The organism is uncultured Roseibium sp., assembly GCF_947496995.1.
Classification (GTDB): Bacteria; Pseudomonadota; Alphaproteobacteria; order Rhizobiales; family Stappiaceae; genus Roseibium.
This window is the reverse complement of sequence record NZ_CANMFD010000005.1, coordinates 66,571-82,059: the sequence shown is the minus strand read 5'-3', so window position 1 is coordinate 82,059 and position 15,489 is coordinate 66,571. Positions and strand designations below refer to the sequence as shown.

The window sequence follows — 15,489 nt, the reverse complement described above, 5'->3', positions numbered from 1 at the left end:
GAACAGAAGTCAGGCAGAACCTGGCCTGCAAACCCTGGCAGCTATCCGTGAACGCGGACAGGCGGCTCAAGAAGACTGAATTCGATCAACGCCACGTTCATGTGGCTCCACATGAAAGCAGGTTGGTCAGAGAGCCCGACAGGGCCCGAACCGGAAGTTGAGGAGGGAAGGGAATGAGCAAGGTCGCATTGGTCACTGGTGGGACACGGGGCATCGGCGAAGCTATTTCGCGTGGCCTGAAGGACGCAGGCTACACTGTCGCGGCCACATATGCCGGCAACACTGAAAAAGCGGAGGCCTTCAAGGCCGAAACCGGCATTCACGTTTACAAATGGGATGTCGGTGATCCTGAAGCCTGCGCCGCCGGCGTCGCCAAGGTGGAAGCGGATCTGGGTCCCGTCGACGTTCTCGTCAACAACGCCGGCATCACCCGCGACGGCATGTTCCACAAGATGGACTTCGAGCAGTGGCGCGCGGTTATGTCGACCAACCTCGACAGCATGTTCACCATGACGCATCCGGTGATCAACGGCATGCGCGGACGCAGCGCCGGGCGCATCATCAACATTTCGTCCATCAACGGCCAGAAAGGCCAGATGGGTCAGACCAATTATTCCGCCGCCAAGGCCGGTGTCATCGGCTTTACCAAGGCGCTGGCGCAGGAAAATGCCTTCAAGGGCATCACCGTCAACTGCATCTGTCCGGGCTACATCAACACCGACATGGTCGCGGCCATGCCGGAAAAGGTGCTGGCATCGATTGTCGCCAACATCCCGGTCGGCCGTCTCGGCCATCCGGAGGAAATCGCCCAGACGGTGGTTTACCTGGCCTCCGATGCAGCCGCCTTCATGACCGGCGCCGTCATGACCATCAATGGTGGCCAGTATATCGCCAACGGTTGAACGGCTGCGGAAACAGATTTCGAAAAGGCGCCCCCTCGGGCGCCTTTTTTATGAGCGGCAGCACCGGTAGCATTCGTGAAAAGCCGGGCAGCCTGCCCGGCTCCTGCCCAAACCCGGGCCGCAAAGCTTGACCCCGGCACATGGCATCACCTATGTCCGGTGCAGTGAAATCCAGTAACGGGATGAGACACCAAGATGGAATTCGAACACGGCCCGAACGACCCGACCCGCAAGGAAATGTCGCCGCTTCTGAAGCTGGCGCTGGAGCTCGGTCCGCTCGGAGTATTCTTCCTGTTCAATGCCAGGGGCGAGCAGATCGCGGCCGCGTTTCCCGTGCTGCAAGCGGTCGGCAAGCCGATCTTCCTGGCAACAGCCGCCTTCATGGTGGCCATCGCCATTTCGCTTGTCGTCTCGTTGGTGTTGACCCGGCGCCTGCCGATCATGCCGCTGGTGTCCGGCGTCGTCGTGCTGGTCTTCGGCGCCCTGACGCTCTGGCTCCACGATGACCTGTTCATCAAGCTGAAGCCGACCATCGTCAACTGCCTGTTCGGCACCATACTCCTGGGCGGCCTGCTGTTCGGCAAGGCCCTGCTCGGTTATGTCTTCGACAGCGCCTTCCAGCTGACCGACGAGGGCTGGCGCAAGCTGACATTCCGCTGGGGTGTGTTCTTTTTCGTGCTGGCCGCGATCAATGAGATTGTCTGGCGCAGCTTCTCGACCGATTTCTGGGTCAGTTTCAAGGTCTTCGGCATCCTGCCGATCACCCTTCTCTTCACCCTGACCCAACTGCCGCTGATTCAGAAGTACGCGCTCCCGGACAAGCCCGGCGACGCTTGAAGCAGCCGTTTCCGGTAGAGTTTTTCAGCTGAGTATCAGTGACATGCTCTAATGCATCTCGCCGTGTCCAAAGGACACGTCCCGGCGGGCGCCGGTGATGGAGATGGAAAAGCCGGCGATCACATCGATCAGGGCAATCGCCATCAGGATGAAGAATACGGATGTCGCGGCCTCCTGCACCACCAGAAACTCCACCAGGTAGGCGACAAAAACCAGAACCGAGAACATGTGGTCGAGCAGCGCGGTCGTGCCGATGCGCGTGGCTTTCAGAATTTCTATGAACAGAAAGAACAGGCCGGCGGTAATAAGCAGGTCGCTGGCCAGAAGCTCGAAAGTCGCGCCGGAGACCATCCCGATATTGATCACGGGCCGGGCCCAGAAGGCAGGATCGGCCGCCCCCGCCGTGAAGGCGAACCCGTTGTAGATCAGAAGCGCGAACAGCGTGAAAGGAATGGCGGAGAAAAGACGCATGCTGCGGCTCCCGGAATGAATGAACCCCGATTGGGCGGAATGCCGGGAGCTGACACGATCTTGAGGGCCAATTCAAGACGTTCTGTCATTCCAGGACTGCAGAGAACGTTCGTCCTAAGGAACTCCGCACAAGAAAAAGGCCGGCCTGTCATGCAAGCCAGCCTCAATCCTGTTGTGCCATGCGGCGATCCGGATCGAAAAAGTCGGGGCTTTACGCCTCTTCTTTCGCAGTCAGGATCTGACGGCCCCGGTACATGCCGGTCTTCAGGTCAACGTGATGCGGACGGCGAAGTTCGCCCGAATCCTTGTCCTCGACGTAAGTCGGCTGCTTCAGGGCGTCCGTGGAACGACGAAAACCGCGCTTGGAACGCGACGTTTTTCTCTTTGGAACGGCCATTTTGTTTTTCTCCGTGGTCCATAACCGCGCGGCCCGGACCGGGTTGCCCGGGGCGTGGTAGCACGCAACGTGTTGGAATGGGCGGCGTTATACAGGCAACGCCGGTGTTTTGCCACCCCAAAGACAAAAAATTCTTTTTCCCAAGCAAACAAGCCGTTTCAAGCGGCAAAACCTTTGTCTTATTTCTCCAGAACGCACCCGAAAATCGACCCTGCCGCATTGACTCTGGCAAGATTGGTCGCGGCCAGCCGCCGGTGCCCGGGCGCCGGCTTTGCCGAATTGCGGGCAAGCGGATTGGGGAGCGCCGTGGCGAGCCGGGCCGCCTCCACCCGCGTGAGATCCTTCGCCGGTTTGCCGAACCAGGCCTGGGCGGCGGCTTCAGCTCCAAAAACACCTTCGCCCCATTCGGCGATGTTCAGATAGATTTCCAGGACTCGTTTCTTGGAGAGAATGGCATTGATCATCAACGCCAGCGGCAATTCCAGAGCCTTGCGGAAATAGGAGCGGTCACCCCAGAGAAACAGGTTTTTCGCGGTCTGCATGGTAAGCGTGCTGGCGCCACGCGGCTTTTCTCCCTCGCTCAGGGCCTCGACCTGATCCTGCAGGGCATCCCATTCCACGCCGTGATTTTCACAAAAGCCGCTGTCCTCGGAGGTAATCACGGATTTGATCAGGTTGGGCGAAATCTGGTCGAGAGGCACCCATTGCCGATCGACCCAGAGAAACTGCACATAACGGCCGATCATCAGCGTGCTCACCGGCGGCACCACCGAATAGATCACCGTCAGCACCGGCGGCAGCAGAATCAGAACCAGCAGTATCTGGAAGATCCGGATGCGGATGGATTTCCAAAGACTGCGATTGCGCCCGGATGTTCCGCCCGCCCCCGATGCTCCGCCTCTTGCCGGCTTAACCTTCGCCATTCAGTTCCCGTTCGTTGTCGACGATGAAATCCCGGACAATCGGCACGGCATCGCGTTCTTTTGACAGCAGAAGCTGGAAGACCATATTGGATCCGTGCAGGAAACCCAATTCGACCGCACAGAGGTAAAACTCCCACATCCTGCAGAAGGTTTCATCGTAGAGGTCCGCGGCCGCCGCGCGGTTTTCCTCGAAACGCCGGCGCCAGTCGCGAATGGTGTAATAGTAGTGCAGCCGCAGGATCTCCGCATCGCAGACCCATAGTCCAAGCCGCTCGGTCGATGCAAAGACTTCCGACAGGGCCGGCACATAGCCCCCGGGAAAAATATGTTTGCGGATAAAGGGACCTGTGGTTCCCGGCGGCGTCATGCGCCCGATGGAATGCACGACCGCATAGCCCTTCTGCGTCAGACAGCTGCGGATCTGGCCGAAATAGGCGTCCAGATGACCGATGCCCACGTGTTCCATCATGCCGACCGAAACGATCCGGTCGAACTGGCCGTTGAATTCCCTGTAGTCCTTCAGCACGAATGTGACACGGTCCTCAAGGCCGGCAGCCCGGACGCGCTCCTCGGCGATTTTCATCTGCTCGGGAGACACGTTCAGGGAGGTGACCCGCGCCCCTGCCTCGGCCATGCGGATTGCCAGGGATCCCCAGCCGCCGCCGATCTCCAGCACCTCCATGCCCGGCTTGAGATCGAGCTTGGCGACGAGATGGTTCAGTTTCGCCGCCTGGGCCGATTCCAGCGGCTCGTCCGGGTCCCGGTAATAGGCGCAGGAGTAGTTCAGTCCGTCGTCCAGGAACAGCCTGTAGAGCTCCGTCGACAGATCATAGTGATGGCGTGCCTGGGACTTCGCCCGCTCCACGTTGTTCTTCTGCTGATGTCGTCTGAAGAGCTTCCAGCCCTTGCGCAGCAGTCCCTGAACCGGATTGGCTCCGAGCGGTGCCCTGTTGATGGAAAACAGGAACATGAAGTCGTAGCAGGTGGAGCCTTCCTCCATGGTCAGCGTGCCGTCCATATAGGCTTCACCGGCCGCCAGCTCAGGGTTCAGGAACAACGATCTGTAGAGCGCCTTGTCATGCAGGCGGATCGTGACCGTCGGCCCGTCTTCGCCGGACCCGAATTCATGCACAGTCCCGGCAACGTCGATCACGCGCATTCGCCCACGCTTGATGAAGGATCGCAGCAGGCTCGACAGCAATTTCATGAGAAAATTCTCCAAACAGAGTGGTTTCCAGGCGTCAAACGGACAATCAAACGGTCTTTTTCAAATTCGAGTCTTGACGATACAGGCAATTGGTCTCAGGGAAACCCGGTCCTTGCAACAGTTATCGATCGACGTCCTGGAGCACATTGGTGACATTTGACCTGAAACAGCATCTGGCAACGCGGGCCGAACGTATCGAGACGGTTCTGGATCGCATTTTGAGCGATGCCGCCTCCGATGGGGAAACCACCCGCCCGCGGAAACTGATGGCGGCAATGCGCCATGGCGCTCTCAACGGCGGCAAACGCCTGCGTCCGATCCTCGTATGGGAAACGGCAGGACTGTTCGGCCGCGAAGATGACGGTGTGCTCAAGGCTGCCTGTGCCCTGGAACTCATCCATTGTTATTCGCTGGTGCATGACGACCTGCCCGCAATGGACGACGACGACCTGCGCCGCGGCCAGCCGACGGTGCACAAGGCCTTCGACGAGGCGGCCGCCATTCTGGCCGGGGACGCGCTGCTGACGCTCGCCTTCGACGTGATCGCCGATGACGCCGTGCACTCCGATGCCGCGATCCGTCTGCGCCTCTCCCGCGACCTGGCGCGCGCCGCCGGCATCGGCGGCATGGCCGGCGGACAGATGCTCGATCTGGAATCGGAGCACAGACAGCGGACCGACGCGGAGATCCGCCAACTGCAATCGATGAAAACCGGCGCGCTGTTGCGTTATGCCTGCCGCGCGGGTGGTCTGCTGGCGGGCGCACCACCCGTAGATATCGATCGCCTGACACGCTTTGGCGAAGTCATCGGGCTGGCATTCCAGCTGGCCGACGATCTGCTCGATGTCGAGGCAAGCCCGGAAGCAACGGGCAAGGCAACCGGCAAGGACGCCGAAGCGGGCAAGGCGACGCTGGTCGGGCTGTGGGGAGCGGAAAAAACACGCCAGGAACTCGGCCGTCTGCTGCAGGAAGCCGAAACCCTGCTGAAGCCCTATGGCGCAAAGGCACAGACCCTGACGGCCATCGCCGAATTCATCGTCAGCCGCACGAACTGACCTTAGGTCAGCCAGCCTGCTGACACCCCTTCAGGTCGTCCTCCCGGACGCAGCGTAGCGAAGATCCGGGATCGGTGAGCCAAGGATATTCAATAGAAAAGCCTCGGCTCTATCAGGCCTTACGGCTCACCGGTCCCGGCTCGCGCTTCGCTTGGCCGGGATGACGACGGTAAAGCCACGACTCTGTCAGCATCTCGACCAACCGTCGGTCAGTCCTTCGCGTGCCGCCCGAAGTCCGGCGCGTCGGTTTCCTGACCAGCCTCGATGATCGACCGGCGGATGCCCCGGGTGCGGGTGAAGAGATCGAACAGCATCTCGCCGTCGCCCCAGCGGATGGCCCTCTGCATGGCGGACAGGTCCTCGGAGAACCGCGACAGCATCTCCAGGATCGCGTCCTTGTTGTTCAGGCAGACGTCGCGCCACATGGTCGGGTCGGAAGCCGCCAGACGGGTAAAGTCACGAAAGCCCGACGCGGAATACTTGATCACTTCCGACTTGGTGACGGTTTCCAGATCATCGGCCGTGCCGACGATGTTGTAGGCGATCAGATGCGGAAGATGCGAGACGATGGCCAGTACCAGATCGTGGTGCTTGGCGTCCATCTGGTCGACATCGGAGCCACATCCGCGCCAGAAGGCCGCCAGCTTCTCCAGCGCCTGCTCATTCACGCCCGCTGGAGGGGTCAGGATGCACCAGCGTTGATCGAACAGCGTTGCAAACCCGGCATCCGGACCGGATTGTTCCGTTCCGGCGATCGGGTGCCCGGGAATAAAATGCACACCATCGGGCACATGCGGGCTGACCTGCTCCATCACCGACCCCTTGGTCGAGCCGACGTCCGTCAGGATGGCGCCCTTCTTCAGGGCCGGCGCGATCCATTTCGCAACGGCTTCATTCGCTCCCACCGGCACGCACAGGATAACCAGATCGGCGCCTTCCACCGCGACGGCAGCGTCCAGACAATAGATGTCCCCGAGGTTCAGTTCCTCGGCCCGTCTCAAGGTGTCCGGCGACCGTGTGGAGATCGCTATTTCCCCGACCAGGCCACGCTCGCGGGCGGCCAGCGCGAGAGAAGACCCGATCAGGCCGATCCCGATCAGGGCCATGCGTTCAAAAAGGGGAGTACCGGTCATTGTGTCTCGTATTGCTTTCAGGCTGATCCCAGGAAGTCTTTCAGATGCGCAACGACCGTCCGGTTGGCGTCTTCCGAGCCGACGGACATGCGCAGCGCGTTCGGCAGGCCGTAGTTTCCGACAAGACGCAACACGCAGCCGCGCTCCAGGAGATAGCCATCCGCGTCCACCGCCCGCTTGCCGTCTTCATCCGGAAAGTGGATCAGCACGAAATTGCCGACACTTGGAGTAACCGTCAGACCGAGTGCCTCCAGCTCCGACGTCAGCCAGGGAAGCCATTTTTCGTTGTGATCGACGGACAGCTCCACAAACTCACGATCCCTGACAGCCGCAATACCCGCAGCTATAGCCACGCCGGAGACATTGAACGGCCCCCGGATGCGATTGAGAGCGTCGATGACATGCGCCGGGCCGAAACCCCAGCCGAGGCGCAGGTTGGCAAGGCCGTAGATCTTCGAAAAGGTTCGGGTCATGAAGACGTTGTCGGCGGTCGCGGCAAGTTCGATCCCGCTTTCATAGTCGTTGCGGCGGACATACTCGCCATAGGCGGCATCCAGCACCAGCAGGACATCGGCCGGCAGGCCTTCATGCAGGCGCCGGACTTCCGAGAAAGGCAGATAGGTCCCGGTGGGATTGTTCGGGTTGGCGATGAACACCATACGCGTCTTGTCCGTCACCCGGGCAAGGATCGCGTCGACATCCGTGGTCAGGTCGGTTTCCGGGGCAACCACGGGGGTCGCTCCCGCGGCCCGAATGGCAATGTCGTAAACCAGAAAGCCGTGTTCGCAATAAATCGCCTCATCGCCCGGCCCCAGATAGGCATAGGCGAGCATGCTCAGCACTTCATCCGATCCGGCGCCGCAGATGATACGCTCCGGATTAAGCCCGTAGACTTCGCCAATCGCGGCGCGCAATTCGGACGCGGACCCATCCGGGTAGAGTTCCAGATGCCGCGCAACATCCTCAAGAGCCGCCCTGGCGGCTGCACTGAAACCAAGGGGTGTCTCGTTGGAGGAAAGCTTGTGCACGGTTTTGCCGTGCGAACCCTTGGATTTCCCAGGCACATATGCCGCAATATCCAGCACGCCAGCTCTCGGCCGGGGACGCCGTGTCGCCGTTTCTCCGGCTTGTTTCACTGTTGCCATGTCGTTCATTCCAGAACGCCCTCTTTCACTAGTCCGGCATCATCTTCCGGCTCGAATGTTTCGTCCGGATCGCCGTTGCCGTCGATCGGCGCGGCGTATCCGCCCACACGTCTCAAGACTTCAGGTTCGGCCCCCGCCGCGGCGCAGGCCTTGATAACATCTTCTTCCGGCACATCGGCCGAGATCGCGATCAGCGCATCGACGCCACTGGCGGAGCGGAAGAAGCTCAACACCTCGATACCCTGGTCCATCAGCTTGCCGGGCAGAAGATCCGTCCAGCGCGCGTCGTAGACGGCGATATCCGCTGTCTCGACCAGACCGTCCGCCTGAGCCAGGACCAGCGCCGGAAGATCCGCAGGCCTTTCGTCCAGGACCAGGAAAGGAAGGCGCGCCCGCACCAGGGCTCCGGCCTCGCCCAGTTCCCGCCACCAGGGCATCTCCGCCCGGTCGGTCAGCGCGACAAGACCCAGATCACCCTTTGAGGCGGCGACGGCACCGACGACATCGACCGCATCGCTGCCGGGAACCAGTTCGACCGAAAATCCGAAGTAGAACCGGGCCAGATCCAGCATGTCGATCAGTTCGGCGCTGCCGTCCAGATGTACGGCCGCCTGCGACTGAAGATTGGTGCATGCGCAGATAATGTCGCGCCACAGATGCTCCACGGTCACCAGCGGCAGATCGCCCTCGTGCCGTTCCACCATCTGGCGCATCATGTCCGCGTCACGTTCGGGATGAAACAGGGCACCGGTTCCGCCTGCGGAAACAGAAGCGGCTGCGATCCCGGATTCGGCTTGCGCGCGCTCCATCAAAGCGGCATGGATGCGCGCGTCTATGGCATCGATCCGGGTTCGAAGATCGTCCAGCGCCAGTCCGCTGTCCGGCAATTGAGACATGTGAGGCTCCGGCCTTCTTTTTCAGTTCAGCGGCGGATAGTCATAGGCATGTGATCGTTGGAACGCAAAAGAAAACATTGACTCCGGCGACTTCGCGCGGCTAGGTCGCCAGTCTGGCTGGCGCACCCGTCAGGCCCGGATCTTTGCAATCGGTCAGGAAACTCACCCGGAACGATAAAGAGCAGATTCAAGAAGACATGTCCGCCGACAAAGCCAATTCCGCTGCCACCGAAGATCTCAAGGCGAGCGAAGTCGAAACACCTTCCAGCAAGCTTGTGCGCTTTTCGGCGGACGAAGCGCTGGAACTGGATTCGGGTGTCAGGCTCGGCCCCTGGCAGATTGCCTACGAGACCTATGGCGAGCTGAACGCCGACAAGACCAACGCCGTCGTGGTCTGCCATGCGCTCACCGGCGACCAGTATGCCGCTTCGACCAATCCGGTGACCGGCAAGCCCGGCTGGTGGAGCCTCATGGTCGGTCCGGGCAGGCCGATAGACACAAACCACTATTTCGTCATCTGCGCCAACGTGCTGGGCGGTTGCCTCGGCACGACCGGGCCGGCATCGCTGAACCAGAAGACCGGTGCCCCTTACGGACTGGATCTTCCGGTGGTCACGATCCGCGACATGGTCCGCGCCCAGGCCCGGCTGCTGGATTATCTGGAGATCGACACGCTGTTCGCCGTGATCGGCGGGTCCATGGGCGGCATGCAGGTGCTGCAATGGGCGGTGAGCTATCCGGAACGGGTCTTTGCCGCCGTTCCGATCGCCGCGGCCGCACGCCATACCTCCCAGAACATCGCCTTTCACGAGGTCGGCCGCCAGGCGATCATGGCCGACCCGGACTGGCGCGCCGGCAGATACATCCAAGAGGGCGTCCGCCCGACCAAGGGTCTCGCGGTGGCGCGCATGGCTGCCCACGTCACCTATATGTCCGATGAGTCCCTGCATCAGAAATTCGGCCGCAACCTTCAGGACCGGGAACACCTGACATTCGGGTTCGACGCCGATTTCCAGATCGAGAGCTACCTGCGTCATCAGGGAATGACATTCGTCGACCGGTTTGACGCGAATTCCTATCTCTATGTGACCCGGGCCATGGACTATTTCGATCTGGCCCAGGAATTCGGCGGATCGCTGGCGAACGCCTTCAAGGACACCAGGACCCGTTTCTGCGTCATGTCTTTCACGTCCGACTGGCTGTTCCCGACATCCGAGAGCCGTCAGGTCGTCAAGGCCCTGAACGCCGCCGCCGCGAACGTCTCCTTTGTCGAGATCGAAAGCGACCGCGGGCACGACTCCTTTCTTCTCGACGTGCCGGAAATGTTTCAGACCATCGGCGGCTTCATAACCGGAGCGGCCCGCGCCCGAGGTCTTCCGGCGCCGGGCGAAGAGGTGGAGACACGGCCATGAACCTGTCCCCGATAAAGACCGGACCCGGCGAGATCCGCGGCGATCACAAGGTGGTGGCTTCCCTGGTGCCGCAAGGCGCCCGCGTGCTCGACATCGGGTCGGAAGACGGTGCGCTGCTCGATCTGCTTGCCCGGGAGCGGCAGGTGGACGGACGCGGCATCGAACTTTCCCAGGAAGGCGTCAACCGCTGTGTCGCACGCGGTCTTTCGGTCATCCAGGGGGATGCGGACACGGATCTGTCCGACTATCCCGACCGGGCTTTCGATGTCGTCATTCTCAGCCAGACCCTGCAGGCGACCCGCGAACCGAAACGGGTGATGAGTGAACTTCTGCGCATCGGCAAGGAAGTGATCGTCTCGATCCCGAATTTCGCCCATTGGCGCAACCGGGCACAGCTCCTGTTTCGCGGCAGCATGCCGGTGACCAAATATCTGCCCTACGAATGGTACGATACGCCGAACATTCATTTCTGTTCGCTCAGGGATTTCGTCGCGCTCTGCCACGAGCTGGATGCCAAGGTCGAGAAGGCCGTCGCCCTCAGCGGCAAGGGCAACAAGATCCCGGTCAACGCCCCCTGGTGGGTTTGGAACATCGTTGCCGAACAGGCCGTCTTTCTGCTGAAGCGCTAGGGTACGGCCTTACTTGTCCGTAAGGATCTGTGAGCCGACGTACTGCGTTGTGCCGGCCGGCCGCTGCAGGGCGCGGACGGGTTTCAGCCCGGTGGCGACGCCTTCGGGAAGGAAGACCGGCCGCAGCACCCTCAACCGGCTCTTCTTGCCGTCCGCGGGCAAGCTCTTGAACACCAGCTTTTCCGCTTCCATGATTAATATGCCGCCAAAGGCGGGCCAGATCCGGCGTCCGATACCTTCCCATGTCCGCGCCGCCCGCAAAATGAACCGGGCTCTGGAAGGCGGCATGAACAGGGCTTCCCTGTCCTGCAAGACATTGAACTGGCTGGTCTTCAGAAGCTCCTTGAGCTGGCTGCCCGAATAAGGGCGTCCGTAGCCGAACGGCGACAGCTCCGACTGTGCCCACAGCCCGCGCCGGTTCGGAACGACGGCGATCAGCCGCCCGCCGGGCGCGAGTACCCGCCAGGCCTCTCGCAGGAGAGCCGCCGGATCCGCACAGTGGTCGAGCGCATGTACCAGCATGATCCGGTCGAAATAGGCATCGGGAAACGGCAGGGCGTCGTCTTCGACAAGCGCGCAGGCGCTGCTGTTCTTTTCACGGGGCCATGGAACGGCGCCCTGTGGCGCGGGCATCGCTGCAATCACCCGCTCGGCCTTGTCGAGATAGGGCCGCATGAACGGTCCGGCGTAACCGATGCCCAGAACGCTCTGCCCCTTCAGGTCGGGCCACATCTTGCGAATAGGCGTCCCGATCAGGCCCCGCAGCAGCCGTCCAAGAGGCAAATCGTAAAAAGCGCGCAGGTGGACAACGTCGAGATACATCAGGTCGTGGACCTATCCATGCCCTTGAGGTTACAGCCGGTCGCGATTGAACAGGGAACGAGGCAAAAGCGCAAGCTCTCTCGCCTTGCCCTGCAGGCATCTCTTTGACACTGTAGGTTTCAACAAGCCAACCATTGCAGGAGCCTTCTCATGGCCGTGAACGACACCACGCAAATCCATCAGTTCACCTGCCTGGAGGCAAATTTCGGCGTGCTCCTTCATGACACGGACAGCGGCACGACCATCGCGTTCGACGTGCCCGATGCGGGCGCCTATGAGAAGGCGCTGGAGGAGAAGGGCTGGAAACTTACCCACATTCTCATCACCCATCACCATTGGGATCATGTGCAGGGACTTGGAGAGCTCAAGCAAAAAACCGGGGCGCGAGTGATCGGGCCCGAGCGCTCCCGCCAGAAGATCGCTGAACTCGACCGCACCGTTGAAGACGGAGACGGTGTGTTGTGCGGTCCCTATGAGGTGATGGCGCTTGCGACACCCGGGCACACGCTCGACCAGATCTCCTGGTATATCCCCGCCCTCGGCTTCGCCCATACCGGCGACACGTTGTTCTCGCTGGGCTGCGGCCGGGTCTTCGAAGGCGACATGGAGATGATGTGGTCGTCGCTTTCCAAGCTGGCCCGAAAACTGCCGGACGACACCGTCATCTACTGCGGCCATGAATATACCGAGGCCAATGCCAGGTTCGCCCTTACCATCGAACCTGAAAATGCAGACCTGAAGGCACGCGCACAGGAAGTCGCGGAATTGCGCTCCAGAAGCGCGGCGACGCTGCCGACCACGATGGGCCGGGAAAAAGCAACCAACCCCTTTTTGCGCGCTGCCGAGCCTTCCGTGGCTGCCGCACTTGGCATGACAGGCAAGTCCGCCGCCGAGATCTTCGCCGAAATCCGCACCCGCAAGGACAACGCCTGATCATCCCCGGCTGTTATCAGCCGGACCGCGAAGGCATCTTTTATGCAACCTGAGTCTTAAAACCCCGGTCTTTGCCCCCATATGCACTGTTATCGTGATCATGAAGGGGCAGATACCATGACACTTTCGACCAGCGAAAATCATCTTTCGCGATCGGCCGAACAACGGGCGAAGGACGTGGTCAGCCGCATCGTTCACCAGGCTGAACCGATCCCGCTTCAACAGGGCGGCGGACACAAGCTGGACATGCAACTGCTCTACGAGGAAGTGGTCGCGGCCTTGCGCGAAACCATTGACGATCTCGCCTTTTGCAGCGAAAACAAATCCAGTTGAGCGGAGCGCGACCCGAAGCCCGCTCTCCGATTCAAGGAGGCCAGATGCCCGTCAGCCCAGATTTGACCGCCGAGCAGATTGTCGCCCTTCTGCAAATGCAGCCTCATCCCGAGGGCGGCTTTTATGCCGAGACCTTCCGCGACGAGGTAAGTGACGAGAACGGCCGCGCGGCTTCGACGCTGATCTATTTCCTGCTGCCGGAAGGTGTGCTCTCCCGCTGGCACAAGGTCGATGCGGTCGAGACCTGGCACTGGTACGCGGGCGCTCCCCTGGAGCTCTCCATCAGCACGGATGGCCGGGCAAAACAGGTCCTTGCCGTCGGAAACGATCTCGCAGCCGGGCAACGCCCGCAAGGCGTGGTCCCCCGTGACGCCTGGCAGCAGGCGCGTTCGCTCGGATCCTGGACACTCGTAGGCTGCACCGTGGCGCCGGGTTTTCAGTTTGAAGGATTTGAAATGGCTCCGGAAGGCTGGGAACCGGGAAGCTAGCCTGTCGCGTACAAGCGGATTGATGGGTTCAGGCGATTTCCTGAACTCAATTCAACCCGGCATGCTCGAGAGCTCTTTCCGCTCGTATTGACCCGCCGAAGGTCACCAATCTTCTTTTTTCGGAAAAAAAACCTGCCGCCGTGGAACCAATTTCCGGCTGGCACGTTCACTTCTCGGAACAAGGAGACAGAAATGCACAACATCATTTATCTCGTCGGCCTCATCGTCGTCGTCGGTGCGATCCTGTCCTTCATCGGACTGGCCTGATCGCGTTATCCCTCTACCTGCCCCGCGACCGCCTGGCCGGGTGCTGAACAAAAAAATCCAACGGTTTCCTCCCAACCGTAAAATCAGCACCCGGCCTGAGATTTCTTCAATACATTCCAGCTTTCACGAATACGAACGCACTGCGCCTGCGACCCGCACTGTCGTGCCCGGGCTCAAAGGATCAAAACCCGTCATGATTGCGGAGAATTGGATCCGAATTCCTTCGGCGCAGCTTCGTCGAGAAGATCTTCGGATCCCGAAGCCATGCGTTCTTCATCGATGCGCTTTTCCAGATCCTTGTCGGCATCCGTAGCCTTCGCCTTGCCCGCTTTCGGCGTAAGTGGTCTTTTCGGCTGCTTTTTCCGGTCCGGCACAGCTTGTTTTCCCGCTTCTTGCAGAGTGTGCGGGAGAGCAGCATCGCTGTCGAAGCGCAGGCGATAAATCGGCTCCGGCAATGAAAAGCCACTGGATTCAAGCGCCTGCTTGACCAGCCGCATCGCCTCGGAACGGGCTCTCAGAAAATCGGTTTTGTTCTGGTCGATCCATCCGGCGAACGTCAGAAGCACGTTCGAATCCCCAACCCTGTCGATCCAGGCGTCCGGCGAGGGGTCTTTCAGCACGAAATCCTGCAAGGCGACGGTTTCCAGACCGATCTGCAGAGCCCTGTCCAACTCGCTGTCCGCATCGACGCCAAGCTCGAAAGTGAAGCGGCGCTGCGGGTTTACCGTGTAGTTGATGATCGTGCTCTTGAAGACGATCGCATTCGGAATGCGAATGTGATTGCCGTCCATTTCCATCAGGATGGTTGCCCGCGACGTAAGCCGGATCACGCTTCCTTCGAAATTTTCGATTTTCACGAAATCCTTCGGGCTGAAAGGCTGCCGGATACTCAGCATGATACTGGCGATATAATTTTCCACCGTATCGCGGACCGCAAACCCCACCGCCAGACCCACGATGCCGGCTGCGCCGAGCAATGTTCCGATTACAGCCGTTGCTCCCAGCACGTCGAGCGCCAGAACGATACCGATGATGAAAAACACAATCCGGATGATCTGTCTGAGCAGATCGGCAATGAAGGCGTTCGGCGCCAGCCGGTTCCACGGCCATTGCAGTCCGGCGACCAGATAGCCGACAAAGCTGACGAGAAACCACAAGGCTCCTGAAACCAGCACGAGCGGAATGTAATTGAGCGCTTGAAACGCGCGCGCCTGCAGGCGCTCGTACGCGGGAACCAGCCGCTCCTCGAGCGCGGTTTCCTCCTGCAGTTCGTTCCTGATGGCCACCACACCGTCGACACGTTCGGCCAGTTCCCTCGCCTGATTGGCCAGCGAGGCCTCCGCGACGGTTCCCTGCAGGGTCACAACGCCTGATTTGACGGAAACCGTGATTTTCTCCAGACCTTCCAGCTCCTCGAATATGCCGTGGATGCGGCGCTGAATGGCACGGTCGTCGGACGCATTCGTTTCCGCGGCGATCGGTGCCGGCTGCGTCTCCGACTGGGCCGCTGCTTGCCGCGGGACGGCAGCGAGACAGCACGTCACCACCGCCAGCATGAGCAACTTGCCGACCGCAGGGGTTTCAACACGTCCGGTCGAAAATGCCTTTTTTGAAAACATCAATTGCAGCTCCTGAACGA

At 60.6% G+C, this 15,489-nt stretch carries 17 protein-coding genes; 8 read left to right on the top strand and 9 right to left on the bottom strand.

Annotated features, from left to right (window positions below; translation table 11 throughout):
* Positions 1-173 precede the first annotated feature (173 nt).
* Both phbB and Q1B40_RS19355 read left to right on the top strand, forming a co-directional pair.
* A complete protein-coding gene (phbB, locus tag Q1B40_RS19360) occupies positions 174-902 on the top strand; it encodes an acetoacetyl-CoA reductase (RefSeq protein ID WP_299818022.1) in 729 nt (242 codons plus the stop codon).
* Between the two features lie 195 nt (positions 903-1,097).
* On the top strand, positions 1,098-1,739 hold the full coding sequence (locus Q1B40_RS19355) for a septation protein A (protein ID WP_299818019.1): 642 nt from the start codon (positions 1,098-1,100) through the stop codon (positions 1,737-1,739).
* Between the two features lie 48 nt (positions 1,740-1,787).
* On the opposite strand, the gene Q1B40_RS19350 is transcribed toward Q1B40_RS19355, so the two are convergent.
* The 4 genes from Q1B40_RS19350 to Q1B40_RS19335 all read right to left on the bottom strand — a co-directional run bounded on the left by Q1B40_RS19350 (position 1,788) and on the right by Q1B40_RS19335 (position 4,737).
* Positions 1,788-2,210 (bottom strand): hypothetical protein, encoded by a 423-nt coding sequence (locus Q1B40_RS19350; protein WP_299818016.1) that lies wholly within the window; start codon positions 2,208-2,210, stop codon positions 1,788-1,790.
* A 211-nt stretch (positions 2,211-2,421) separates the two neighbouring features.
* On the bottom strand, positions 2,422-2,607 hold the full coding sequence (rpmF, locus tag Q1B40_RS19345; protein WP_068408258.1) for a 50S ribosomal protein L32: 186 nt from the start codon (positions 2,605-2,607) through the stop codon (positions 2,422-2,424).
* Positions 2,608-2,786: 179 nt separating this feature from the next.
* Positions 2,787-3,530, bottom strand: coding sequence for a monofunctional biosynthetic peptidoglycan transglycosylase (gene mtgA / locus Q1B40_RS19340; protein WP_299818012.1), 744 nt, complete (start codon positions 3,528-3,530; stop codon positions 2,787-2,789).
* The gene (locus Q1B40_RS19335) at positions 3,517-4,737 is read right to left on the bottom strand and encodes a cyclopropane-fatty-acyl-phospholipid synthase family protein (RefSeq protein WP_299818009.1); all 1,221 of its coding nucleotides are present in this window, start codon (positions 4,735-4,737) and stop codon (positions 3,517-3,519) included. The genes mtgA and Q1B40_RS19335 overlap by 14 nt, the downstream gene beginning before the upstream one ends.
* 194 nt (positions 4,738-4,931) lie before the next feature.
* Here Q1B40_RS19335 and Q1B40_RS19330 point away from each other — a divergent pair, with 194 nt between their 5' ends.
* Positions 4,932-5,792, top strand: a complete 861-nt coding sequence (locus tag Q1B40_RS19330; RefSeq protein WP_299819104.1) for a polyprenyl synthetase family protein — start codon at positions 4,932-4,934, stop codon at positions 5,790-5,792.
* A gap of 209 nt (positions 5,793-6,001) precedes the next feature.
* Here the strand turns inward: Q1B40_RS19330 and Q1B40_RS19325 are convergent, their stop codons facing one another.
* Genes Q1B40_RS19325 through Q1B40_RS19315 form a run of 3 tightly spaced genes read right to left on the bottom strand, consistent with a single transcriptional unit; the run spans position 6,002 to position 8,966 of the window.
* Positions 6,002-6,925, bottom strand: a complete 924-nt coding sequence (locus Q1B40_RS19325; RefSeq protein ID WP_299818006.1) for a prephenate/arogenate dehydrogenase family protein — start codon at positions 6,923-6,925, stop codon at positions 6,002-6,004.
* Positions 6,926-6,942: 17 nt separating this feature from the next.
* Complete coding sequence (gene hisC, locus Q1B40_RS19320; protein WP_299818003.1) at positions 6,943-8,079, bottom strand: histidinol-phosphate transaminase; 1,137 nt, start codon at positions 8,077-8,079, stop codon at positions 6,943-6,945.
* Positions 8,076-8,966, bottom strand: a complete 891-nt coding sequence (locus Q1B40_RS19315) for a chorismate mutase (protein WP_299818000.1) — start codon at positions 8,964-8,966, stop codon at positions 8,076-8,078. Before Q1B40_RS19315 ends, hisC begins: the two co-directional genes overlap by 4 nt.
* A gap of 197 nt (positions 8,967-9,163) precedes the next feature.
* Between Q1B40_RS19315 and Q1B40_RS19310 the strand changes: the two genes are divergently transcribed.
* Complete coding sequence (locus Q1B40_RS19310; protein WP_299817997.1) at positions 9,164-10,378, top strand: homoserine O-acetyltransferase; 1,215 nt, start codon at positions 9,164-9,166, stop codon at positions 10,376-10,378.
* Positions 10,375-11,007 (top strand): methionine biosynthesis protein MetW, encoded by a 633-nt coding sequence (gene metW, locus Q1B40_RS19305; protein WP_299817994.1) that lies wholly within the window; start codon positions 10,375-10,377, stop codon positions 11,005-11,007. The genes Q1B40_RS19310 and metW overlap by 4 nt, the downstream gene beginning before the upstream one ends.
* Positions 11,008-11,016: 9 nt before the next feature.
* On the opposite strand, the gene Q1B40_RS19300 is transcribed toward metW, so the two are convergent.
* Positions 11,017-11,829 (bottom strand): class I SAM-dependent methyltransferase, encoded by an 813-nt coding sequence (locus Q1B40_RS19300; RefSeq protein ID WP_299817990.1) that lies wholly within the window; start codon positions 11,827-11,829, stop codon positions 11,017-11,019.
* Between the two features lie 150 nt (positions 11,830-11,979).
* On the opposite strand from Q1B40_RS19300, the gene gloB reads away from it, so the two are divergent.
* The 3 genes from gloB (at position 11,980) to Q1B40_RS19285 (ending at position 13,583) form a co-directional block, all read left to right on the top strand.
* The gene (gloB, locus tag Q1B40_RS19295; protein ID WP_299817987.1) at positions 11,980-12,762 is read left to right on the top strand and encodes a hydroxyacylglutathione hydrolase; all 783 of its coding nucleotides are present in this window, start codon (positions 11,980-11,982) and stop codon (positions 12,760-12,762) included.
* A 117-nt stretch (positions 12,763-12,879) separates the two neighbouring features.
* Entirely contained in the window at positions 12,880-13,095 is a 216-nt protein-coding gene (locus Q1B40_RS19290) for a hypothetical protein (protein WP_299817984.1), read from the top strand.
* Between the two features lie 44 nt (positions 13,096-13,139).
* Positions 13,140-13,583, top strand: coding sequence for a cupin domain-containing protein (locus Q1B40_RS19285; RefSeq protein WP_299817981.1), 444 nt, complete (start codon positions 13,140-13,142; stop codon positions 13,581-13,583).
* A gap of 458 nt (positions 13,584-14,041) precedes the next feature.
* On the opposite strand, the gene Q1B40_RS19280 is transcribed toward Q1B40_RS19285, so the two are convergent.
* Positions 14,042-15,469 carry a mechanosensitive ion channel family protein gene (locus Q1B40_RS19280; protein WP_299817978.1) on the bottom strand — a complete coding sequence of 476 codons (1,428 nt, stop codon included), beginning with the start codon at positions 15,467-15,469 and terminating at the stop codon, positions 14,042-14,044.
* Positions 15,470-15,489 lie beyond the last annotated feature (20 nt).